Source organism: Asaia spathodeae NBRC 105894 (assembly GCF_025994195.1).
Classification (GTDB): domain Bacteria; phylum Pseudomonadota; class Alphaproteobacteria; order Acetobacterales; family Acetobacteraceae; genus Asaia; species Asaia siamensis.
Genome location: NZ_BAPY01000026.1, coordinates 1 through 24,451 on the forward strand (window position 1 = coordinate 1; position 24,451 = coordinate 24,451).

General features: G+C 58.7%; 18 protein-coding genes. 11 read left to right on the plus strand and 7 right to left on the minus strand.

The window, feature by feature from the left end:
• Window positions 1–73: 73 nt before the first annotated feature.
• From AA105894_RS09355 to AA105894_RS09365, 3 genes are all read right to left on the minus strand, one after another.
• Window positions 74–802: a glycosyltransferase family 25 protein gene (locus tag AA105894_RS09355; protein ID WP_267311489.1), complete on the minus strand. Its 729-nt coding sequence runs from the start codon at window positions 800–802 to the stop codon at window positions 74–76.
• 98 nt (window positions 803–900) lie between these two features.
• A complete protein-coding gene (locus AA105894_RS09360; RefSeq protein WP_267311490.1) occupies window positions 901–1,851 on the minus strand; it encodes a 2-hydroxyacid dehydrogenase in 951 nt (316 codons plus the stop codon).
• A 58-nt stretch (window positions 1,852–1,909) separates the two neighbouring features.
• A complete protein-coding gene (locus AA105894_RS09365) occupies window positions 1,910–2,779 on the minus strand; it encodes a dimethylarginine dimethylaminohydrolase family protein (RefSeq protein WP_267311491.1) in 870 nt (289 codons plus the stop codon).
• A gap of 240 nt (window positions 2,780–3,019) precedes the next feature.
• Between AA105894_RS09365 and AA105894_RS09370 the strand changes: the two genes are divergently transcribed.
• From AA105894_RS09370 to AA105894_RS09400, 7 genes are all read left to right on the plus strand, one after another.
• Window positions 3,020–3,976, plus strand: coding sequence for a LysR family transcriptional regulator (locus tag AA105894_RS09370; RefSeq protein WP_267311492.1), 957 nt, complete (start codon window positions 3,020–3,022; stop codon window positions 3,974–3,976).
• Entirely contained in the window at window positions 3,976–5,553 is a 1,578-nt protein-coding gene (locus AA105894_RS09375) for an ABC transporter substrate-binding protein/permease (protein WP_267311493.1), read from the plus strand. The genes AA105894_RS09370 and AA105894_RS09375 overlap by 1 nt, the downstream gene beginning before the upstream one ends.
• Entirely contained in the window at window positions 5,543–6,304 is a 762-nt protein-coding gene (locus AA105894_RS09380; RefSeq protein WP_267311494.1) for an amino acid ABC transporter ATP-binding protein, read from the plus strand. The genes AA105894_RS09375 and AA105894_RS09380 overlap by 11 nt, the downstream gene beginning before the upstream one ends.
• Before the next feature lie 94 nt (window positions 6,305–6,398).
• Complete coding sequence (locus tag AA105894_RS09385; protein WP_267311495.1) at window positions 6,399–8,666, plus strand: TonB-dependent receptor; 2,268 nt, start codon at window positions 6,399–6,401, stop codon at window positions 8,664–8,666.
• 10 nt (window positions 8,667–8,676) lie between these two features.
• Entirely contained in the window at window positions 8,677–9,537 is an 861-nt protein-coding gene (locus AA105894_RS09390; RefSeq protein ID WP_267311496.1) for a sugar phosphate isomerase/epimerase family protein, read from the plus strand.
• Between the two features lies 1 nt (window position 9,538).
• On the plus strand, window positions 9,539–10,573 hold the full coding sequence (locus AA105894_RS09395; protein ID WP_267311497.1) for an isopenicillin N synthase family dioxygenase: 1,035 nt from the start codon (window positions 9,539–9,541) through the stop codon (window positions 10,571–10,573).
• Entirely contained in the window at window positions 10,570–11,304 is a 735-nt protein-coding gene (locus AA105894_RS09400) for a class II aldolase/adducin family protein (RefSeq protein WP_267311498.1), read from the plus strand. The genes AA105894_RS09395 and AA105894_RS09400 overlap by 4 nt, the downstream gene beginning before the upstream one ends.
• A 203-nt stretch (window positions 11,305–11,507) precedes the next feature.
• On the opposite strand, the gene AA105894_RS09405 is transcribed toward AA105894_RS09400, so the two are convergent.
• Both AA105894_RS09405 and AA105894_RS09410 read right to left on the minus strand, forming a co-directional pair.
• Entirely contained in the window at window positions 11,508–14,519 is a 3,012-nt protein-coding gene (locus AA105894_RS09405; RefSeq protein WP_373316764.1) for a TonB-dependent receptor plug domain-containing protein, read from the minus strand.
• A 470-nt stretch (window positions 14,520–14,989) separates the two neighbouring features.
• The gene (locus AA105894_RS09410) at window positions 14,990–16,333 is read right to left on the minus strand and encodes an MFS transporter (RefSeq protein WP_188425620.1); all 1,344 of its coding nucleotides are present in this window, start codon (window positions 16,331–16,333) and stop codon (window positions 14,990–14,992) included.
• A 530-nt stretch (window positions 16,334–16,863) separates the two neighbouring features.
• Between AA105894_RS09410 and tkt the strand changes: the two genes are divergently transcribed.
• Both tkt and AA105894_RS09420 read left to right on the plus strand, forming a co-directional pair.
• Window positions 16,864–18,885, plus strand: coding sequence for a transketolase (gene tkt / locus AA105894_RS09415; RefSeq protein ID WP_267311500.1), 2,022 nt, complete (start codon window positions 16,864–16,866; stop codon window positions 18,883–18,885).
• Between the two features lie 69 nt (window positions 18,886–18,954).
• On the plus strand, window positions 18,955–19,722 hold the full coding sequence (locus AA105894_RS09420; protein ID WP_267311501.1) for an SDR family oxidoreductase: 768 nt from the start codon (window positions 18,955–18,957) through the stop codon (window positions 19,720–19,722).
• A 61-nt stretch (window positions 19,723–19,783) separates the two neighbouring features.
• Here the strand turns inward: AA105894_RS09420 and AA105894_RS09425 are convergent, their stop codons facing one another.
• Window positions 19,784–20,263 carry an Lrp/AsnC family transcriptional regulator gene (locus AA105894_RS09425; protein ID WP_188425617.1) on the minus strand — a complete coding sequence of 160 codons (480 nt, stop codon included), beginning with the start codon at window positions 20,261–20,263 and terminating at the stop codon, window positions 19,784–19,786.
• Window positions 20,264–20,434: 171 nt separating this feature from the next.
• On the opposite strand from AA105894_RS09425, the gene AA105894_RS09430 reads away from it, so the two are divergent.
• A complete protein-coding gene (locus AA105894_RS09430; RefSeq protein ID WP_267311502.1) occupies window positions 20,435–22,126 on the plus strand; it encodes a thiamine pyrophosphate-binding protein in 1,692 nt (563 codons plus the stop codon).
• A gap of 59 nt (window positions 22,127–22,185) precedes the next feature.
• Here the strand turns inward: AA105894_RS09430 and AA105894_RS09435 are convergent, their stop codons facing one another.
• Window positions 22,186–22,644, minus strand: a complete 459-nt coding sequence (locus tag AA105894_RS09435) for a GNAT family N-acetyltransferase (RefSeq protein WP_267311503.1) — start codon at window positions 22,642–22,644, stop codon at window positions 22,186–22,188.
• 486 nt (window positions 22,645–23,130) lie between these two features.
• On the opposite strand from AA105894_RS09435, the gene AA105894_RS09440 reads away from it, so the two are divergent.
• Window positions 23,131–24,303 carry a phosphatidylinositol-specific phospholipase C1-like protein gene (locus AA105894_RS09440; RefSeq protein ID WP_267311504.1) on the plus strand — a complete coding sequence of 391 codons (1,173 nt, stop codon included), beginning with the start codon at window positions 23,131–23,133 and terminating at the stop codon, window positions 24,301–24,303.
• Window positions 24,304–24,451: the final 148 nt, after the last annotated feature.

Here is a 24,451-nt window from a genome sequence, read left to right on the forward strand (position 1 = left end):
TAATATATAATATTATATTTAAAATATTATCAGTTATATAATCTGCATTATGTAAAATATGTAGTATTTTCCTCTATATTCCTCTTTTAGTTGATGATCCCGATTTGTCATTCGGCGAAATAGCCAGTGGCGGAAAGGCCCCGAAAGCATCGAGCTGCCTGTAGTGATAGGATGTCACGACGTCGATGCCGACATTGCGCACCATGCGCTCCAGGCCGAGCTGCTGGTATTCCTGCGCACGCAGGGGCAGGCACCGTTCGAGCAGGGCACGTGCCCCCTTTGGCGACACTACATAGGCACATAGCCCAAAGGCCTGCTGCAACCGAAAGGCCCGCGCCACCACCTCCTCATTTGCAAAGAGCCCTGCATTCCCCTGCATCTGTTTTTCATCCAGTGTCACGGTACCGCGGGTAATACCGGGCAAGGCGTCGATCGTGATCGGTGCGTTGAAATTATAACCCAGCAGGAGAACATCCCACCCTTCGGGCAGGTCTGCGATCAGTCTCTCGCTTTCGGTGTCGAAATTCCGGCAGAGAAGGGCATCATCTTCGAAAATGGCCAAGGGGGCGCCTTGCTGCACCGACTGGCTCCACAGGCCAAGATGGGAGAGGGCCGCACCAAGCGCACCCTGGGTATAGCGCAGGCCGGTTTCGGCCACACCGCGCCCGACCAGATCATCGAGCGAGACAGCCTGCCCCTCGACGCCCGTAACGCGCTCGATTGGCCCGACATGCCCGTTCGACCTGAAAAACGAGGCAAGACGTTCCTTGTCGACTTCCCGATTGATCACGACGCGACGCATGTCTTTTGCTCTCCCTCGCGGCAAACAGCCCGATCACACTGGATGATCTTATACCGCTCGTGAGGGAGAAAGGGAGAGCACCCTGATTGGCGCTGTGATCAATACCCCTTGGCGCGGTCATAAAGAAGCGCCGGGGTTTCGCCGCGTTCGAGCTGGCGAATGACGTCAGCCAGATAGAGCACCTGCGCCTCTCTCGACGCCTCTGACGCGATATGCGGTGTCAGGGTGATCCGGGGGTGATCCCAAAGCGGTGAGTCCGATCCGAGGGGCTCCTGTGACTGAACATCCAGCACGGCACCTGAAAGATGCCCGGTTTCGAGAAGCGTCAGCAACGCCTCTTCCACCAGATGATCCCCACGCCCGACATTGACCAGTCCCGCGCCCGGTTTCAGCTCGGCCAGAAAGGCCTCATCAAGCAGAAAGCGCGTCTGGGGCGTGCTGGGCAGAAGATTGACCAGCATATCCGTGCTGCCCAGCAGGTCAGGCAGGGCATCGCACCCGACATGCACGGCAACGCCCTCATCCTGCCCGCTCTCGCCAGCACGACGCCAGGCCGACACGGCAAAACCCGAACGGGCCAGTCGTTGTGCCACCACGGCACCGATCTGGCCGTAGCCCAGAACCGTGACGCGAGTCTGATCCGAGGTCCGTGACACCAGATTACGCGCCCAGACATGGCGTGCCTGTTGCAGCGCCCATGTGCGGGCATCGCGCAGAAGGCCTATCAGCGCCCAGAGCACATAATCGGCCATGAGCGCGCCGGTCTCTCCGCCGCCCATACGCACAAGTCTTACATGATGAGGGAATGCAGGGCTGGCAATCAGATGATTGACACCGGCCCCGGTGCAGAGAATGCCGCGCAGATGGTGCATCGCGCGCAGATCGTCATCGGACGCCTCCCAGACCAGGGCATAATCGGCGTCTTCACGACGGGTAGCAGGGTCAAACCAGGACAGGACCCCGATATCGGGAGCATGGCGCGCGAAAGAGTCGCGCCAGCCTTCGAAGGCCTCTGCGCCATCGGCGCTGATGATCAGACGCGGTGCCATCGACTGCCCCTTTACGGTTTCCAGAGATCGTCCTGTTTCTGATGACCAGACAGAAGGATCAGCCTTTCAGACTGGCACGTCTGAGCGGCATCGTCATGCAGTGAATGCTGCCACCGCCCTGAGAGAACTGGTCAAGCGGCGTATCGAGCACCGTCAACCCGTGGTCGCGCAGCATGGCGTTGATGCGCCGGGAATGCGAGGGACTGACCACGCGCCCTTCGCCCAGCGCCAGCACGTTGCACCCCATATCGCGCATGGCCTCCTTGTAGGTCACGGGCAGGATGCGGATATTCTGCGCCTCGAACCAGGCGAGATCCTCGTCTTCAAGCACATCGACCACGCCGATCGCGAGGCTGTCCGTCACCATCGTGAAGATCACGTCGAGATGAAGGAAATGCTCGGGGAAATGGATCATGCGGCAGGTCCACCCCGCCTCTTCGAAAGGCTTCATGAAAGCCTGCGCACCCTCGATCGTCGTGCGACCACCGCTCACCCCGACGGCCAGAAGGCCGGGCCGGATGATATGGATATCACCCCCTTCGACGAACCCTTCGGTGCAACGGGCCGTGATGGCGCTTTCGCCATAGAATGCCTCGATGCTTCGCGCTTCAGGCTGGCGCTCGGGACGCATGAGACGCGTCACCACCGTGCCCCATGGCGTGGTCTGGGACGAATCACGCGTATAGACCTGATAGGGCAACCCCTCTTCAGGGGTCAGGAAATGGCATTTCACCCCGGCTTTTTCGAGAAGTGCCACCAGACCGTCGAATTGCTGTTTCAGCAGCGCCGGATCAGGCCGCGCACCACTGGCGAGTGTGCGGATGGCAATGTCATTGCTCGGATTCCAGGTATAGAAATCGGGTGGGCAGAGCAGCACATCCGACAGGGTTCCGGTTTCACTATCGATGAACCAGCGCTCAACGGTCATCGTCTTCTCCCATTTTGATGCCATGCCGCCCTTGCCGGGCTGGGCCAGACGCTAGGACGGGCCTGATCATTCCTCAATCACAATGAGGTGGAGTTTGGTTTGGCGTTTCATAAATTAAAAATACCCCCTCTGCCCTCCATACTCGCCGGATACGTCAAGCGTATCGGGAGCGGTACAAGCGGTTGATCGTGTCGCAGGGAGAGCTATCATCGCATGTTGTCTGAAACAGGATCATTGCTCTTGTCCCGTCTGCGCCCTGCACCCACTCCCCGACGCCTGCCCCGTGCCAGCGGGTTTCAGGGGCGTATCGCCGAGGTCGATCTGCGGCTTCTGCGTGTCTTTGCCTGTGTGGCGCAGCATGGCGGCTTTGCAGCAGCAGAGCTGGCGCTGGGCAAAAGCAAATCCTCTATCAGTATCGATATTGCCGCCCTTGAAGACAGGTTGAGCATGGTTTTATGCCATCGCGGCCGGGCCGGGTTTGCTCTCACGCGTGAGGGCGAAGGTGTGCTAGAAGCCACCACGAAGCTTTTTAACGATATCGATCTGTTCCAGCAGCGGATCAACGATGTGAGCGGCACGCTCTCGGGCCGGTTCTGCCTCTATCTGCCCGATAATATCCAGTTTCATGGCGAAACGGCGCTGCTGCGCGCCATCCAGATTTTCACCAGCCGCTATCCAGCTGTCGAAATGGATGTACGTTCCGCCTCGACACGCGATGTCGAATTTGCCGTCCGCAACGGTACAGCGACCGCTGGGATCACTCTTTATCCGCATCAGCAGCCCGAGATGCAGGCTACGGCCCTGTTCAGTGAGCGCTCCAATCTCTATTGCGGCGCGCGCCATCCGCTTTTCGACCGTCCGGAAGAGACAATCGATATCGCCTCACTTGCCGAAGCGCGCATGATCAGCGTCAGCGATGCCGCGTCTTCGCCGAGATGGGACGAACTGCGCCCGAGCATGAATTTTACCGCAAAAGCAGACAATATCGACTCCCGCGCGCTCCTGATCTTGTCAGGCATGTATATCGGGTTCCTGCCCGAACTCTTCGTGACCCAGATGATCCAGCAGGACCGCCTGCGTCACATCGCCTTCAATGACCTGCATCTGGTCAATCATTTCTATTTCCTGATCCGCCCCACCCCGGAAAACGGCCTCATGGCCGAGACCTTCCGCTCCATTCTCGAAGAGACATGCTGATGCGGCGTTTTTTTCATATTCTGGCCCTGATCGCTCTTTGCCTCATAGGCGCAAAGGCACAGGCGCAGGAGCGTCCTTCTTTCATTGAGGGCGGGGTGCTGCGGGTCTGCACCAATCCGACGCTGCCCCCCATGACCTTTGTCAACGGGGCTGATCTTTCGGCGCTCGACGGCTTCGATATCGCCCTCGCCCGCGCGTTGGGCGCCTATTGGCAGGTACCGGTCGAATTCGAAACCATGGACTTCACCGGGCTGTTCCCGAGCCTCAGCGCCGGGCGTTGCGGGCTGGTGATGAGTGGTGTGCTGAAGCAGACATCCCGTGAGCGCCTGTTCGATGCCGTAGCCTATCTCGAAACCTCCCCCGTGATCGTGGCGCCGGAAAAGATCGCGCCGGTGAACAGCTTCGACGCGCTGGCCGGGCAGAGCCTCGCTGTGGAATCGGGCACGAGCTATGCCGCCCGCATCGAGGAAATCAACCAGGAACTCGCCGCACGTGGCAAGCCACCCATCGCGCTGCAGCAATACCCGAGTGAAGATCAGGTTGTGCAGCAGGTTCTGGTCGGACGTGTGCAGAACTTCCTGAGCCAGGATGTCGAGCTTTTTTACCGTGAGGCCCAGCTCGGTGGAAAACTGCATGTCATCTACAGCCCTCATCTGCCCGGCTATTCGGAGTTCGCGCTCTATCTTCGCCGCGCCGGTCAGGACCGCGCCCTTCTGGCCAGTGCGCTCGACACGCTGAGGCAGAAGGGCGACATCGCAGCACTGGAGAAAAAATGGAATGTGGGCAGTGCTGCGCGCAAGGCTCTTGGTGTTGCGACACAGAGGCCCCGCTTCAATACAACGACCTTCTTTTCCGCCCTGTTTTCGATGGCCTTTCTCAAGGGCGCGGGGATGACGCTGGCCATCGCCATCGCCTCTCATGCCACTGCCATCGTGCTTTCCATCCCGATTGCCCTGAAGCTGAATACCCCGCGTTCGCTATGGCATCCCTTTCTGCGTGCCTATGTCGCCGTGTTTCGTGGGGCGCCGACGCTGCTCCAGCTTCTGTTCATCTGGAATGCGCTGCCGCAATTCTTTCCGATTTTTCGCGAAAGCTGGTTCTCACCATTTCTGGCGACCTGGATCTGTTTGTCGATCAATGAATCAGCCTATCAGGTCGAGATCAATCGCGCCGCCCTCAGCGCCATCGACCCGGGGCAACTGGCAGGCGGACAGGCGCTGGGCATGAGCCAGGCCCAGATCTATCGCCATGTGATCTTTCCACAGGCCTTGCGTGTGGCGTTGCCGCCCACGATCAATGAGTTCATCTCCCTGCTGAAGACGACCTCTCTGGCCTCGGTCATCTCGCTGCAGGAGCTGCTCTTCATCACGCAGGTTCAGGTCGCACGCAGCTTCGAATTCACCGAATATTATGCGGCGGCGCTCGTCTATTATCTGGCCATGGTCTTTGCCTTCCTGCATCTGCAGAAACGCATAGAAACGCGCTTTGTCTGGGCAAGCCGTGATGGCGCCGCAAGAAAAGCCGGCAAATCCGTCCCGGCCTTGCCCGAAGCAGGAGGGACGCGTCATGCTGCATAATCTGCCCCCCAATCCCGATTGCGCTCTCAGCCTGCGCAAGATGAGCAAATTCTACGGCGAGTTTCTGGCGCTGGACCGGATCAGCCTCGATATCGGCCATGGTGAGAAGATCGTCGTGCTTGGCCCTTCCGGCTCGGGCAAATCAACCCTGATCCGCACGCTCAACCGTATCGAGCCCCATGATAGCGGTGTGCTGATGATCGATGGCGAGATCATTGACGACAAGACAAGCCTGCCTCTGCTGCGTGGCGCCGTGGGCATGGTGTTCCAGAACTACAATCTCTTCCCGCATCTCACCGTGCTGCAGAACTGCATGCTGGCACCCAGACTGGTGCGCAAGGCACATTACGACGCAACCGATTCCCTTGCCCGCCATTATCTCGAACAGGTCGGCATTGCTGAACAGGCCGATAAATATCCGATCCAGCTTTCCGGAGGGCAGCAGCAGCGTGTGGCCATCGCCCGCGCCTTGTGCATGGCGCCCGATATCATCCTCTTCGATGAGCCCACAGCGGCGCTCGACCCCGAGGCCATCAAGGGCGTCATCGGCATCATAGACGCGCTCTCGGAGCGGCGGATCACCACGATCTGCGTGACCCATGAAATGGGGTTTGCGCGCCATATCGCCGATCGCGTGGTCTTTATGGACAAGGGCACGATCCTTGAGGTCGCCACACCGAAATCCTTCTTTTCGAACCCGCAGACCGAGCGCGCGCGTCATTTTCTGAACCAGATGATCCATCATGGGTAATGATCTGACAAAGTGAGGTTTGGTTTTTTTCAATCGAAAGACAGGTCGTTTCGCCTTCTCAATGAGCAGGAAGCCACTGACGGGAGTCCTTTTCATGACGATGCGCCTGCCCAAAGGATTTCTCCGCCTTACCGGCACAGCCCTTTCGCTCTCAGCCGGGCTGGTGCTTCTCGGCACCCAGAACGCGACGCTGGCCGCAACCCAGAAGGCGGCCACACGCCACAGCGCGGGACACAAGACAGCAGCGCGGCACAAGCCCGTGCATGCCGCACCAGAGGCCATCCAGGTAACGGGCTCGCGCGCCCAGCGCTTTCTGACGACTGCCGCAACGGTGAATGTGCTGAGCGGCCGGGAATTGCAGGCGCTGCATATCACCAGCCCCAAGGATCTCGCCGCCTATATGCCCGGCCTGACCGCGGTCAACGCAACCTCAGGCAGTACGCCGGTATTCTCGATCCGCGGCATCGGCCTTGACGATTATACCGGCAACAACATGGGCGGGATCGGCATCTATCAGGATGGCGTGTTTGCGCCCTACCCCGTCTTTTATACCGGCCAGATGTTCGACACCCAGATGGTCAGCGTCGAAAAAGGACCGCAGGGCTTCGATTATGGCCGCAGCAGCACGGGCGGCAATATTGCTGTCGAGACCACCAAGCCCGATGGCAAATTCGGGGGGTATGTAAACTGGGGCTATAGCAGCTACGGCACCAACACCGCGAGCGCTGCCATCAATGTGCCCATCAGCGACAGGATACAGAACCGGACGGCCTTCTCCTATATCAATGGCGAGGGCTGGCAGCGCGACATTCGCACCAGCAAACGCTACGGGTCTCAGGACCAGCTTGGCCTGCGCAATCTGACACGATTTCTGATCGATGACCGATCGAACCTGCTGCTGAACATCCATTATACCCGCGACAAGGGCATCTCGATGTCGCCTCAGGCTGTGGATGGCGATGCGGTGAACGGCTTTGCCAATGGCACAGTGGGCGTCGGGCCGAACGCCTCATACAAGGCCGTGAATGTCGGATCGAACCGCGTGGGACGCAATGAAAATGGCGGCGGGGTTTCGATCAATTACACCCATGATTTCAACTGGGGACAATTCGTTTCCACCACGGCGTTCGACGCATTCCGCCGCAGCGATTACGACAATTACGACGGTGAATCGATCAGTGTCGGCGATTATCACTGGAATGACACGTCGCTTGCGCAGTCGCATGACATGCATCTCAAGATGGATCTGGCAAAGCGCTTCCACCTCACCGTCGGCATTTACGAATCTTGGGACAAGATCAACGGCGCCTATACGAGCTATCGCTCCTTTCTGCTTGGCGTGCCGAACGGCAATCTGACAGACCGCTTCGTGCAGCAGAATGTCTCGACCGGGCTTTATGTCAGCACAGTCACCAATGTTCTGAAAAATCTCGATTTCATCGCTTCTGGCCGCTTCTCATGGGATGATCGCGGCTTCAATGGCGGTACGATCGACGATGCGGGCGCGCTCACCACCAAAGGCGCCTATCTGTCACGCCTCGACACCACCCATTCCTATGCCCGCCTGACCGGGCGCGTGGGGCTGCGCTATACGATCGTTCCCGGTACGCTCGTTTATGGCACTATTTCGAACGGCTACAAGGCAGGCGCCTATTTCGCAGCCCCTGTCTCGGCGCCTCAGGCGCTGGATTATGTGCGCCCTGAAAACATGATCGCCTACGAGATTGGCGCCAAGACGAGCCTTCTGCATAATCATGTGCAGATCGAAGGCGCGTTGTTCGATTACGAATATCACAACCGTCAGACGCTTTTCGTGGCCGAGATGCCCATGAACATTACCTCGCTCAGCCTCGGCCCCATTCCCCGGGCACGCACCCGTGGTGGCGAACTGTCGAGCACGCTTCATGACCTGATCCCGAATCTCGATCTGCGCGGTTCCTTTGCCTATCTCGATGCGCAGAATATCAGCCCGGTCAACGATATCGGGGGCCTGCCGCTGCTTTCCACGGTCAGTGCCCATTCGGTGCTGCCTTTTGCTCCGCGCTTTTCCTGGAATGCGGTCGCCCGCTACGGCATCGATCTGCCACGCGCCTATCGCCTGACACTCCAGACCAGCTACACCTGGAAAGACAATATGCTGGTGGCGCTGGGTGACCCCAATGGCGTGACCGACAAGATCAGCTCTTTCGGCATGCGCATGGAAGTCGGGCCGAAAACCGGCAAATGGACAGCCGCTGTCTATGTCGACAACATGCTCAACAAGCACGGCAATACCTATTCCTTCACCGGGTCTGACAATTCCCGTGTGCAGTTCCTGCAAACCCCGCGCTGGGTCGGCTGCGACCTGCGCTATAATTTCTGACGGAGCCGCGATGCGCCTTGAGACCTATCGCACGCTCTGGGGCGATACCCGCCCCTGGGCCGACAGTATCGCCGAAGCCCGCGCAGAAGGGTTTGACGGGATCGAAGGGCGCATTCCGGATTTGCAGAACCTCCCGACCTGTCGCGAGGCGTTGCTCGCTAGCGGGGCTCCCTATATTGCCATCGCCATGACCGGCGGCGGGGTGGTGCCCCGTCAGGAAGCCTCGCTTGAGGATCATCTGGCCGATCTGGACGTCGACCTGGCCCGTGCCGCCCTGCTCGCTCCGCGTTTTGTCAATGTTCTGGGCGGGAATGACCGGTGGCCTGCCGCCAAACAAGCCGAATTTATCTCCCGCGCCATGGCGATCGGGCGCACTCACGACCTGATTCTGAGTTTCGAGACCCATCGCGCCCGGCTCTGCGCCACTCCCTGGGTCGCACTCGATGTCGTCGCCCAGGTTCCTGATGCCTTGTTCACAGCCGATATCAGCCATTGGGTGGTCGGCTGCGAACGTCTGCTCGATGACCCCTGCGACGATTTCAGCGCCTTTATCGCGCGCGTGCATCATGTGCAGGCGCGCGTGGGCTATGACCAGGGACCGCAGGTCTCGCATCCCGGTGCGCCCGAACATGCTGCTGCCTTGCGTTTCCATCAGGATTTCTGGCGCACCATCTGGATGGATCAGGCCCGGCGTGGCTATGCGTGCACCACGCTGACACCCGAATGCGGGCCTGACGGCTATACGCATACGCTGCCCTTCACCAATCTGCCCGTTGCAGACCGGCATGCCATGAATCGCTGGTTGCTCGATGCACAACGCGGGTCTTTTGCAGGGTGTTTCCCTGCTCCATCTCCAACAAGGAGTTTCTGACATGACAGAAGAGACGTTCACGTCCATTCCGGTGATCGACATCGCCGGGCTGTATGCCGATGACAAGGCCGAGCGTCAGAAAGTGGCCGCAGCCCTGCAGCACGCAGCCAGCAAGATCGGATTTTTCTATATTTCCGGGCATCGGGTTGCCCCCGAACTGATCGGGAATGTGCGTGAGGCGGCAAAGGATTTCTTTGCCCAGCCCTTTGAGAAGAAGATGGAGCGCTATATCGGCGCCTCGGCCTCTCACAAGGGTTTCGTGCCGGAAGGTGAGGAAATCTACAACAAATCCCGCCCCGACCATAAGGAAGCCTTTGATATCGGCTTCGAGGTGCCCGCTGATCACCCACTCGTTCAGTCAGGAACCCCGTTGCTCGGGCCGAATGACTGGCCGGAAATTCCGGGATTTCGCGAAAAAGCCAGCGCCTATTATGCGGCGGTGTTCGATCTGGGGCGCGTGTTGTTTCGCGGCTTCGCGCTCGCCCTTGGGCTCGATGAAAACGCTTTCGATGACGTCGCGCAATTTCCCCCGTCGAAGCTGCGCATGATCCACTATCCCTATGATGGCGAGGCGCAGGATGCGCCGGGCATTGGCGCCCATACCGACTATGAATGTTTCACCATTCTTCTGGCCGACAAGCCGGGTCTGGAAGTTCTGAACGGCAACGGCGAATGGATCGATGCGCCCCCCATTCCCGGCACATTTGTCGTCAATATCGGGGACATGCTTGAAATGATGACGGCAGGCGCCTTTGTGGCAACTGCCCATCGTGTGCGCAGCGTGAAAGAGGAGCGTTATTCCTTCCCGCTTTTCTATGCCTGCGATTACCATCACGAAATCCGCCCTCTCCCCGCTTTCGAAAAAGCTGATACGGAGTATGAGGCCGTCAAGATCGGCGATCATATGTGGGCTCAGGCCATGCAGACCTATTCCTACCTTATCGCCAAACGCGAGCGCGGCGAAATTGCCCTGCCCGAGGGCACACGACGCACCAATACATTCGGCCATTTCAGCAAGACAGGGGTGACACCGTGACGGCTCAGACCGAACAGGAACTGCGCGAGGAACTGGCTGCGGCCTATCGCCTCTATGCGCAATTCGATCTGACCGACATGGTCTATACCCATCTCTCCGTGCGCCTGCCGGGAGAAGGGCATCGCTTTCTGGTCAATCCCTACGGGTTGCTGTTCGAGGAAATCACGGCAAGCTCGCTTGTCGTGGTGGATTCAGAAGGTCACCCACAGCAGGAAACAAGCTGGCCGGTCAACCCGGCAGGGTTTGTCATTCATTCCGCCGTCCATCGTGCGCATCCCGATGCGGCCTGTGTGATGCACAGCCATACCCTGGCAGGCATGGCCATCGCTGCCCAGAAGGACGGCATTCTGCCGCTCAACCAGATCAATATGGAGTTCTACAGACGTATCGGATTTCACCCCTATGAGGGCATCGCAGCAGATGACAATCTGAGCGAGCGCGAACGTCTGGTGCGCGATCTGGGCGACAATATAGGGCTGATCCTGCAGAATCACGGCTTGCTCACCATAGGCAGTTCCGTCGCTCAGGCCTTTTATCGTATGTATTATCTTGAGCAGGCCTGCCGCGTGCAACTGGCCGCGCAATCGACCGGTGCGCCACTCCACTGCCCCAGCGAAGCCGAAGTGCTGCGCGCTCGTGCCCAGTTCGAGACCGACCCCGATCAGGGCCAGATGATCTGGAAAGCCTTGCGCCGCAAGCTGGACCGCGAACAGCCCGATTACAGGAACTGATAGCAGCCCCTCTCTTCTTCACTCAGAGGCGAGAACGGTATCGTCAACACCGATCATTCTCTCGATCCGCCTTGCATAAGCTGCTCTCGCACCGGTTTTGCCCGTTTCGTTCAGCCTGCTCACGGCGCGGGGAACGGGGGCAATAAAAAACCCTCCGGGCCGCAAAGCCCGGAGGGTTTTTTCGTGTCAGACGCTAAGGAAGATCAGAGAACGACCTTCACACCGAACTGGAAGGAACGGAGAACGACACCGTTCTGCGACCAGGACGAGTTGTAGAGATAGCCACCATAGGTTCCGAAATCGTAAGGCGATTTGAAGCCAAGCAGGTTGTAGACGTTGGCATAGGCGCTCCAGCGGCGATTGAACTGATAGTTCACCGTCAGATCGACATCCCAGAAAGCCTTGACCTTGCACTGCCCGCTCGGAACGAAGCTGCTCATGGTGAGCGCATCGGCGCAATTGCCTGCCGTGTTCGAACCCGTCTGGTCTTCTGCCGTCGTGCGATAGCCGCTGGTGTAATAAACCGTCGGCGTCACAGCCAGCTTCCGCCATGACAGCGTGTTGGACCAGTTGGCGCGCCAGCGAGGCGTTCCCGATGCAGAAACGGCGCCATAAGGACCGAGCGTGCCGGCAAAGCGATAAACCGAACCATCAGGATTGGTCAGGTTCATGCGACGGACAAAGGTCGCCGTGCCCTTGCTGTACCAATGAACTTCGTGGAACACGCCGGGAAGCTGCGTATTGGCTTCGAAAGACAGATCGAAACCGTCGGTCACGAGCTTGTTCGTATTGACGTAACCCAGATTGATGATGCCCGGACGGAGCTGGCCGCTCGGGTTCTGCGGATCGGCAATATCCGGCGTGACGGTTACGCCTGTCGGCAGAGCTTCACCTGCGAGATAGGCATTAGCCACGTTCGTCGTCCCGACCGGGTTCGGGGCGATATAGTGGTTCTTGCGGATATAATAATAATCGGCGCTCAGCGTCAGCCAACGCGTCGGACGGAAAATCGGACCGCCTGAGAAATTGGTTGAGGTTTCAGGGCGCAGATTCGGATTACCGGCTGTGTTCGAGCCAATGTAATAGGTCTGCGCGTAGTTATTGGCCGTGCCGTTTGAGTTCAGGTGCTGGCTGATGAAATTGGCATTGGTCGGTGTGTAGGTCGTGTAACCCACATTGGACCCGCCCGTTTCGGCAAAGCTCGGCACGCGGAAGCCCTTGGCGAAGGTGCCACGCAGAGTCAGCTTCTCGGTCGGCTTGAACTGTACACCGAATTTTGGGGAGAAATGGCTGAAGCCTTCGGAATAATGATCGTAACGGCCCGATGCATCGGCGGTGAGCATCTTCACGATCGGCGCATTGGCTTCAAAGAAGCCCGATTCCACCCAGCGGCTGCCCTGAGCGTTCACAGGGTTGATGATGCCGGTATACTGATTGGCCGGATTCAGCGTGTCGACCGGGTTGGCATTGGGATCATTCAATGCCTCGTATCGGATGTTGCCACCGATTGCGAGCTTGGCCATGCCACCCGGCAGACGGAACAGGCCCTTGCTGAGAGTCGCTTCGCCCGAATATTCCTGAGTGCGCGCATTGATCACATTACGCGGTGCAATCGAATTGAGCACAGACTGCGAATTGAGCGACGGATCGACAAAATTATAGCTGCCGCTCGTGATCGCGTTCTGGATACCGGCAATCGTGGGTACGCCTGTGATGGTCTGGTTCAGAAGCGTGTTCATCCCGACGAAATTGACGTCGTAATTCCAGTCAGAACCCCAGCGCGAAGGATGCCAGCCATTATAACGCACCGAGCCACGGAAATTCTGGCTGGTCTCGGTCGTGGTGGGCAGCAGATCGCCGAAACGGTAATTGACCTGGGCCTGCTCACCGAGCGCTGCGTAGGGGTTGTTCGGGTTGAGCGAACCGTCAGCGAGATAGACAGGTAGATAGGTGTTCTGCGCCGTGGCCAGCTTGGCCTGGCTGTAGGACGAACCACCATAGGTGGAAGCCGGTGTACCGGTGCTGATCGAACGCGCCTGTGACCAGGTAAACATGGCGGTCAGCTGAGAGCGCTCGGTGACATTGGCCGTGAAATGCGCCGTGGCACTGACGCGACGCAGGTCAGGCGCCAACTGGGCATATTTCTGTGTGTTCCACGAGCAGGCCTGGCTGGCGCCTGTCGTGCCAGAGACGGTGCCTGTCACCAGACCGTCTGTGCCGGTGCGGCATCCTGCCTGCTGGTTCAGGAGCTGCCACGGGCCTGTACCAGTGCCTGTGGCCGTAACCGGGCGAACGATAGCCGTTGTGGAAGGCGAGAAATTGGTGATTGCCCCATCGGAAACGATGTTGGCGTTACCGTTGCTGCCACCAATACCGGTAAGGTCGCCGTTATTATAGGGCGCATTCAACTGACGGTAATAGAGCGGGTCGTCCTGCTGATATTCCGAGTTGATATAGAAGTTATAGCCGTCCTTATGCAGGTCGCCATGACCCCAGGTGGCATAAAGACGCTGATGGCCCGCATCGCCGCGCTGGGTCAGACCACCCTCGGCATTGCCCTCAAAGCCCTTGATCTCCTTGCGGGTGATCATGTTGACCACGCCGGCAACGGCATCGGCACCATAAGTGGCGGAGCCGCCATCCTGCAGCACATCGACGCTCTGCATGATGGATTGCGGCATCCAGTTGGTGTCGACGAAGTTACGTTCGCCGTCATCGGCCAGCGGATAATAGGACAGACGCTGACCGTCCATGAGCACCAGGGTCGAATCCGTGCTCAGGCCACGAAGCGATGGGGCAGAAGCGCCAGCAGCAAAACCGCCACCAGCCGACCAGGCATTGGTCAGATTGCCCGCACCGTTGGAGGACAGGAGCTGCAGCGCATCGGTAACGGTCTTGATGCCGCGCTGCTGCATATCCTTCATGGTGATATGGGTGATCGGCGAGGCGCTGGTCGTGTTCGGGTCGCGGAACAGCGAACCCGTGACCATGATGGTCTCGGCGCCCGACGACGCATTGGCCGCAGAGCTGTTGGAGACGCGGGCCGAAACGACTTTCGCACGCGCCGAAGCGCTGGTCGCAGGCACTGTCACCCTGGATTTGGCGGGTGTCTTGGCAGCGTTCGCTGGAATCGTGGATGTTTCAGGCGATGAAACAGTTTGTGCCTGTGCCTCACTTGCGAAATGCAACAGGGCGACACAAGCGGTCGCGCCCATCAGTCCGGCAGCGAGTCCTCGTTTCCGTCGGGGTGACGGGGCAACCATGCTGCAGATCCCTGCAGCTTCATTCGTCTCTCGATTGAGGGGCGTCATCAGGCGTTCCGTCAAAATGGGTTATTTTGCGACAAAGATCGTCACAACATTCCTATTTCGTAACGGGAGTTCGTTAACGCTCGCAAGACAGGTTACAATTTTATTACAAAGTTTGGCTACCCTTGTGCAACAATGTCACACTGGGGCCCCTCCACCATTCTAAGACAATATCTCTATTTATCAGTAAGTTATGCCATGATCGCCAATCTTTCCATTTGCCCCGGGCACAACCGACACACCGTTACGGCATGGAAATCACTATCCTAATCGTTAATTACGTATGGTCAGGGATGCATGATCAGAAACTACCCGAATCAAAAAAGGCGGGACCATGGGCCCCGCCGTTTTTCCGTCTCACAGATGCTTCCGGGAGATTAGTGAGCCAGCCCCTTGGCTGAAGCTCGGGTAGCGTGGAGATGGGCTTCCACCTCCGGGTCGAGCTTCAGGAAGTAGGTCAGGATCGCACTGATGCAGTAGATGATGGAGTAGACAACCATCACACCGAACACGCCGAAGGCAGGCTCGAAGATGTAGACGATGGCCGGGCCAATCCAGACGCTGGCACCAGCACCGAGATTGAGCAGCGACATGGCGGCAGCTTTGTTCTCGGGAGCCAGATAGGGCATCAGGGCAGAGAGCGGCACATAACCAGCCAGGGTCATGCCATAGAAGGCACCGGCGATCATGACGATGAAGAGATGGTCAGGGCCGAGCAGGGTCGGTGCGAAATACAGGGCCATGGTGCTCAGCGTGGAGCCAACGCCACCCATGATCAGAACCGTATATCTCCAGCTCAGCTTGTCACTGATGATGCCCAGGAACAGGTTGAAGAAGATGTTGCTGATGAAGATAGCCTGAAGAACTGCCAGCCACTGGCCCATGGTGAAGCCGAGCGTATGGGTGAAATAGAGCGGCATGAACACCAGGAAGCCGAACTCGGCAGACGTGTTGATGGCGCGCACGATGCAGCCAATACCCACTTTCGGACGCTGCCAGCCAATGGCGAGCGACATGAACAGGGTCTTGATAGCACCCTTGTTCCCTGTCTCGACACGCGGCACGCGCTGCATGCCCAGAAGAGCCAGACCACCGCCGAAGATAACGAAGCTCAGCGCGACCCACAGAGTGGAATACCCGCCAATGATCGGCAGAAGGACACCCGCAATGGTCGTGCCCAGCGTTGGCAGACCTGCCGTGAAGCAGAACCAGAACCAGCCCACAGCCGAGCCGAGTTTCTGCACGGGGGCCGTGCTGACAACCCAGACGAGGAAGCCGAAAGCGAAAAGCGGATAACCGAAACCGCGCAGGCCGTAGAACAGCGTGATCAGCGCCCAGGATTTGGACGGCAGGGCAAAGCCGAGAAAACCGATCTGGAAGAGGATCCAGATTGCCAGACCGACCAGCATGACCTTGCGGCTGCCCCACATGTCCGAAAGCGCGCCCGAGGCCCATGCGGAAATGGCAGCGGTCAGACCGTAGATGGTGAAGAGACCGGCGACGTCATGCTCCTGAAAGCCGAGCGAGACGAGATAGGGTGAAAGATAGCCGCTTTCCACGCCATCGCCGATCATGAAGAGCAGCGTGCCGATGAAACCCCAGATCATGACCGGCGGAATACCTGCCCATGATACGAAGCGTTCGAAAGCCGTTTTTGGTTCGATGTCTTGCAGAGTGCCGGTTGCGGACCGTGCCCCCCCGACGAATGTCCCGCCTGCCATCGTGTGTCTCCTGAGTCTTACAAAAGGCCTCTAGCTGCTGGGCAGCGTGCCTGGCCCGTCCTCCTTTGCGCGGGTTGGCGGGGTCCGGCAAATCACAAAAAAGAGTTATAGATACCAGATCATATGTTCGTATGAGACGTTCACTCTGACAGCTTTGATATGATAAACGTTTTTTAATGGGTTCATTCAAGAACGATACATGAACTCAAAGGAAATATATCGTACATTATGACGTATTTTTGAATGAAACCTTCTCATTATTAGATAAATAAGCGTTTTCCAGCCTTCTCCATACAAATGCAAATTAAAGCCATTCATCACATTTTTATGATTTATATATTACTGGAATAGGTCATATTTGACATTTAGTTCGATCATAAATGAAAAACCGGTCTCTTTCATCTCACATGAAACGAGGCAGGTTTTCTTTCTGTCAAACCATGATCATGAACAGAGTTTAATACATATCATTTCATTCGGAATTCTAACATTCACCGCCCGCCACCATGGGGCCAGACAAGAGTCTTTCCATGACCACACGCACCCAGCGCGCCAACGCCATTCGCATTCTCGCCATCGATGCCATTTTCAAGGCACAGTCAGGCCATCCCGGCACACCAATGGGGATGGCCGACATCTCGGAAGTGCTCTGGCGTGACGTCATGCGCTACAACCCCGCCAATCCGGCCTGGTGCAATCGCGACCGCTTCGTTTATTCCAACGGCCATGGCTCGATGCTGCTTTATGCATTGCTGCATCTCTCCGGCTTCGACCTGAGCATCGACGATATCAGGCAGTTCCGTCAGCTTCATTCCAGGACACCGGGCCACCCTGAGTTCGGCTACGCACCGGGCATCGAGACCACAACCGGCCCACTTGGCCAGGGAATCGCCAATGCCGTCGGCATGGCCCTTGCTGAAAAAACCCTGGCGGCACAGTTCAACCGCCCCGGACTGCCGATCATCGATCACCATACTTATGCCTATGTCGGCGAGGGCTGCCTGATGGAAGGCATCTCGCACGAGGCCTGTGCCCTTGCAGGCACGCTCGGTCTGGGCAAGCTGATCACGATCTATGACCGCAACATGGTCACCAATGACGGACCGATCGACGGCGTCTATACCGACGACACCCGCAAGCGCTTCGAGGCTTATGACTGGCAGGTCATCGGCGAGATCGACGGGCACGACCCCGAGGCCGTTCTGGATGCCTTGACAAAGGCTCGTGCCGAAACGGGCCGCCCAAGCCTGATCATCTGCCGCACCACCATCGGTCAGGGCTGCTCCGAAGGCTATGCCGGCACCCACAAGGTGCATGGAGGCGTCCTGCCTGCCGATGAGATCGCGAAGATACGGACCCGTCTGGACTGGGCTCATCCGGCTTTTGAAATCCCTGACGCAATCTATCGCGACTGGGACCATCGACCGGCTGGCCGCGAGGCGGAATCGTCCTGGAACGCCCTCTTCGCCCGCTATGAGGCGGCGCATCCGGAGCTTGCGGCCGAATTCACGCGTCGTCAGAACAAGGGCTTTCCGGCAAACTGGCAAAGCCTGTCTCGCGACTTCGTCCGCAGCCTTCAGGACGCCCCCAAGGACATTCCCTCACGCAAGGCCTCGCAGAATGCCATCGAGGCCTTTGCGCCGCATCTGCCGGAAATGTTCGGTGGCTGTGCCGATATTACCCCGAGTTGCCTGACACGCTGGTCGGGCTCTTCTTCGGTCTGCTTCGATCCTGCAGGCAATTACGTCGATTATGGCGTGCGCGAGTTCGGCATGGTCGCCATGGCCAACGGTATTGCGCTGCATGGCGGGCTCATTCCCTATACCGCGACGTTCCTGATGTTCATGGAATATGCGCGCAACGCCGTGCGTATGGCCGCCCTGATGAAACAGCGTCAGATTCTGGTCTATACGCATGATTCCATCGGTCTGGGCGAAGACGGGCCGACACATCAGCCGGTCGAACAGCTGGCCAGCCTGCGTCAGACCCCGAACATGGTCACCTGGCGCCCCTGCGATCAGGTCGAGGCCGCCATCGCCTGGGTCAGCGCGCTTGAACGTCTGGATGGGCCGACAGCATTCTCGCTCTCTCGCCTGCCCCTGAAACAGCATAACCGCAGCGAGGCTCAACTGCGCGATGCATGGCGCGGCGGTTATGTGCTTTCAGACAGCACCGGCACACCCGATCTGATCGTGATTGCCACGGGCTCTGAAATGACCCTGGCCCTCGACTCCGCCGAGTCCCTGCGCGCCAGGGGCGTGGCCGTCCGTGTGGTTTCGCTCCCCTCGCCCGAAACATTCGATGCGCAGGATGCCGCCTATCGTGAAAGCGTGCTTCCCGATGCCGTAAGGGCACGCCTGGCCATTGAAGCCGCCAGCACCCTCTACTGGGCTCGTTATGTCGGGCTTGATGGCGATGTGGTGGGCATGACCGGCTTTGGTGAATCCGGCCCTGCGCAGGATCTGTTCCGCCATTTCGGCTTCACTGTCGACAATGTCGTGACCCGCGCCGAGGCGGTTCTGACCCGCATCAAAAGCCGCAAGACCCACTGATTTCTCTGCTTTCAGGGCGGCCCATGCGGGCCGCCCCCTTTTCTGACACCGGAACACTGGATTACCCTCATGGATCTTTTCGACCTCTCGGGCGACATCGCTTTCGTAACCGGCGCTGGCAGCGGAATTGGCCAGCAGATTGCCATTGGTCTTGCAGAAGCAGGCGCCTCGGTGGCCTGTTTCGACCTGCCGGGTTCACGCAAGGGACTCGATGAAACCGCTGACCGCATTCGCGGGCTCAAGCGCTCTGTTCTGGTCTGCACAGGCGACGCCACGGATGAGGTGAGCCTCGCCGATGCCATTGCCGCCACCCAGACCGAGCTGGGTCTGCTTTCTGTCGCGGTCAATGCCGCAGGTATCGCCAATGCGGCTCCGGCAGAGGAAATGGGCCGTGATCAGTGGCAGCGTGTGCTCGATATCAACACTACTGGCGTGTTTCTCTCGTCTCAGGCCGAGGGTCGCGCCATGCTCGCCAATGGCCGCGGGTCGATCGTCAACATCGCCTCGATGTCGGGCGTGATCGTCAATCGTGGGCTCATGCAGGCGCATTACAACGCCTCGAAAGCTGCCGTGATCCATCTTAGCAAGAGCCTGGCCATGGAATGGGCAACCCGTGGCGTTCGCGTGAACACCATCAGTCCCGGCTATACCGCCACCCCCATGAACACCCGCCCCGAATGGGCCGAGCGCGTGAAAGTATTCGAAAACGACACTCCGATGAACCGCATCGCCCTGCCGCGCGAAATGGTCGGACCGGCTATTTTCCTTTCTTCCCGCGCTGCGTCTTTCTGCACGGGTGTCGATCTGCTGGTCGATGGTGGCTTCTGCTGCTGGTAATGCCCGTCAGAGGGATGCCCTGACATCTGCAAAGGGGCATTGGCCCCTTTGACACCGCTTTTCAGGAGGTCAGGCGCTCTATCGGCAATTCGAGCGTGTGCTTGATTTCCGAAAGCGCCACCATCGAGTTGACTTCCTGAATACCGGGCACGCTTGCCAGTCTTTTCAGGAAGAACTGCTCATAGGATTCGATATCGCGCGTCACGATGCGCAGAATGAAATCCGTCGACCCCAGAAGCACATAACAATCCTGCACCTCGGGAAAATCGCGTATCGCTTCCTCGAAAGCGGCGAGATTGCCGCGCGCATGCGCCGTCAGCTTGACCAGCGCATAGAGCTGGGCGTTCAGCCCGATCTTGCGCCGATCAACCAGATAGACCTGCTTTTGCAGAATGCCCGCATCCTTCAGACGCTGGATGCGCCGCCAGCAGGGCGCCTGGGAAAGGCCAACCAGATCGGCCAGCTCGGCTGTGGAACGCGATGCATCCTGTTGCAGCAGGACCAGCAGGTGCCGATCAATCGCATCGAGTTCCTCAAGCAATTTTTATGCTCCATATTGCCGTAAATCCGAATTGTTTTTTCTTTTCAATAGCTGAAACGCATTGAAAAACGCAATTTTTATCAGAAAAGAGCGTGATATCGTCTCGTCAGACGATCGCTGCCTTTCCGGCTTGCGATCCTGTTTTTCGCATCTTTCTTCAGGATCGAGACCATGACAGCAAGCCTTGCCAGAACCAGCACGCTCAATGCCCGGAGCGGCGCCGATATCCTGCTCGAAATTCTTGCCAGCGAGAAAGTGGAGTATATTTTCGGCAATCCCGGCACGACCGAGCTGCCCTTGATGGACAGCCTGCTGCGCAAGCCCGATATCCGCTATATTCTGGCCCTGCAGGAAGCCAGCGCCGTCGCCATGGCCGATGGTTACGCACAATCATCAGGACGCCCCGGCTTTCTCAACCTGCATACGGCAGGCGGTCTGGGCCATGGTATGGGCAATTTGCTCAACGCCCATGTGTCGCAAACGCCGCTCGTCGTGACCGCCGGACAGCAGGATCTGCGTCACGCCGTCACCGATCCGCTGCTTTTCGGCGATCTGCTCAAGATTGCAGAGCCTGCCGTGAAATGGGGCAAGGAGGTCGCCTCTGTCGACCAGCTGCCGACCCTCGTGCGACGCGCCTTTCACGACGCCGACGCAGCGCCGTCCGGCCCGGTCTTTCTTTCGCTTCCCATGGATATCATGGAAGAGATGAGCACCATCGGAAGCGGCGCCCCCTCACGCATCAATCGCGATTCCATTGCCGGAGGTCTGCCAGAACTGGCCCAGGCACTCTCAGCCATCGCACCGGGGCGCCTGGCCCTGATTGCGGGGGATGAGATTCACGCCAGCAAGGCTGCCTCGGAGGCTGTTGCCGTGGCGGAAATGCTCGGGGCACCTGTCTATGGCTCATCCTGGCCGTCTCGCGTGCCTTTCCCCACCGCGCATCCTCTCTGGCGGGGCAATCTGCCGACCACGGCGCGCGGCATTGCCGAGATCCTCTCGGATTACGATGCCATTTTTGCCATTGGTGGCAAATCGCTCATCACCATTCTTTATACCGAAGGCTCTGCCGTGCCTGAGGGCTGCGCAGTGTACCAGCTTTCGTCGGATGTGACCGATCTGGGCCGTACCTACCCGACCCTTCTCTCGAGCTGTGGCGCGCTCAAACCGTCTCTTACGGCCTTGCTGCCCCTTCTCTCGACAGCGAGCGCCGAAAATGCACTTCACTATGCGGCACTCGGCAGCGCCGCCCGAGACAGAAGGCAGGAAGAGCGTCGTGCCCTGCATGCACGCGCCGATGCAGGCTTCGATGCCGAGCGCATTCCGCCCATCCTCGCTGCCCGCGAGGCGGTGCGTGCCATCGGGCCACACACACCCATCGTCGACGAAGCCATCGCGACATCGACTTTCGTGCGCAGTTTTCTCGAGAGTAATGACCCGGCGCAGTATTCCTTTCTGCGTGGGGGCGCCCTTGGCTGGGGCATGCCTGCCGCCATTGGCTGCTCGCTCGGCCTCAAACGCGAGCCCGTCGTGTGCCTGGTAGGCGATGGCGCCGCCCTTTATTCACCGCAGGCGCTCTGGACCGCCGCGCATGAGAAACTGCCTGTCACTTTCGTGGTGATGAATAACTGCGAATATAACGTGCTCAAGAACTTCATGCGCGGTCAGGCAAACTATACGGCAGCCCAGACCGGTCGCTTCATCGCCATGGATCTCGTCAATCCGACCATCGATTATCAGGCACTTGCCACCTCGATGGGGGTTCCGGCGCGTCGCCTGACACGCGCACAGGATATCGCTCCGGCCATTGAGGCCGGCATTGCGAGTGGGACCACCAATCTGATCGAAATCATGATCAGCCGGTAAGGTGCCCTTCACGGCACCATCCGAAAACCAGCCAGGGCGCGCGCCCTGGCTGCCGGTTCTCACAGATCAAGATGAAAGAACTGGTTATACGCGCTCGCCTGATAGATGCTGAAAGCTGGCCCGCTGACAAAACCGCTCTTGCGATATAGCGCGATCGCTGAGGCGAATGCCGGGGTGGTACCGGTCTCCAGACTCAGGCGTTTCAGGCCGCGCTCTCGCGCCGTGGCGATGATGACCGCCAGAATTTTCGCCCCGGCCCCGCGTCGCAGAAAATCGGGATGGGTACGCATCGATTTGACCTCAGCCAGTCCTTCCCCAAGCGTTTTCAACGCCCCGATCGCTGCCACACGCCCATCAATCCGCGCTGACCAGAGCGTGACTTCAGGCACCTGCAAACCCGAAAGATCAAGGGCAAACCGGCTGGCTGAAGGCGTATCCTCCGCCATGCCCGCCAGATGAAGGGCCAGCAGGGCACGGGTTTCTGCCCCTGCAAGATCATCGACCCGGATTTCGATCATGTGACGCTTCGCCTCCTGCTGCTGTCAGGGGTACACTGAGGGACAGACCTTCTCACTGGAAAAGCACGCTCTGGAAATTCTGGCGCGCGCCGCCGGGCGTGTGATGGGTGTGTCGCTGCCTTGCCCGAATAGACTTCATCCCAACAAACGCGGCCATCGCCCATGCTGCCTCCTCCTTGAGAGACGGGCAGTATAGGGCAGCGCCCGCGTTGAACCGTCACACATTTCTGCATGGTGCAACGCCAGGCCCGGCTGAAAATTCGAGTAACGTCCAGTATTACTGCTCGAGAAAGAAGTCTGATCACGACAGAGGGTTGGTTTCTGCTCTCGAAACCTGAGCGTCGACCATGAATCCTCTGTGGCATTTTTTTATAGGCCCGATGAAGATTTCATGACGCGCCCCTTGGCGTCTTCCAGCCCCCTCAAAGCCATGTCCTTATCGCGGCTCCCTGGCCCGATTTCAGGGCCCGCTTTCAGGATCTGTCGATGCGCCTTCGCTCTGCCTTGCCCCTGACTCTCCTTACGGCCGTGATGGGCGTTGCCCATGCCGGGCCGATGGATGAGACGGTCCATCTCAACCAGATACAGGTGATCGGCACCCATAACAGCTACCGGCGCGACATCTCGCCCACCACGCTGAAATGGCTGACAAAGCTCTCGCCTCAGGCAGCGATTGCGCTCGATTATCATCATGACACACTAACGTCACAGCTCGATCACGGCGTGCGCCAGCTTGAAATCGACATCTATGCTGACAGCAAGGGTGGCCGCTATGCCCATCCAAAGGGCCCTGAATGGGAGCGCAAGGCGGGGCTGACGCCCGATCGCGACCCGACTCCGCCGCATGCAATGCAGGGCACAGACTTCAAGGTCATGCATATCGTCGATATCGACCAGAGATCGAACTGCCAGCCGCTCCGCGTTTGTCTGTCCGAAATCAAGGCCTGGTCGGACGCGCATCCGAACCATGTGCCTGTCTTCATCGACCTTGAAACCAAGCAGGATATTCCCTTCGGAGGCGGCAAGCTCGATTTCACGCCACCGGAAGTGTTTACCCCTGCCACCTATGACAGGCTCGATGCCGAATTGATCTCGGTTTTCGGACAGGACGGAATCGTTACCCCCGACCAGGTGCGCGGCTCGGCAGAGACGCTCGACAGCGCCGTGCATGAACATGGCTGGCCCAGCCTGTCACAGACGCGTGGCAAGGTCGTTTTCCTGTTCGACCGGCCTCATGACACAGCGCGCTATACCCAAGGCCACCCGGCCCTGCGCAACCGTATCGTCTTTACCAATGCCAAACCCGGCGACCCTGACTGTGCTTTTACAGAAATCAATGAGGGCTTCATCGGCGCCAAGGGCAATGGCAGCGAGGCTGTCGACAACGCCGCAGCTGCGCGTGTCATCCCGGATCTGGTGAAACAGGGCTATCTCGTGCGTACCCGCGCCGATGCCAATACGATCGAAGCGCGGCAAAACGATCTCGAACGTCGCAATGTCGCTTTCTATTCCGGCGCGCATCTCATCAGCACCGATTATCCCGGTTTCGAACCAGCGCCGTGGCATGATTACGCGGTCAGTTTCGGCCCGAATCTGGTCGCACGCTGCAACCCGGTCAATGCTCCGGCTTCATGCCGCAGCAACGCGCTCGAACCCTGAAAGAGTCAGGCGTCCCTCTCGACTGCCGGGAAGCCTGCCCCTGCTCCCATGATCGACTCGGTGCCACCTGGAAGTCTTGAGTCTCGACCGAAGGCTTTCTGCCGATAACACGCCCGGCGCTTCTGCGAGACTGAACGCCGCCCTGTGA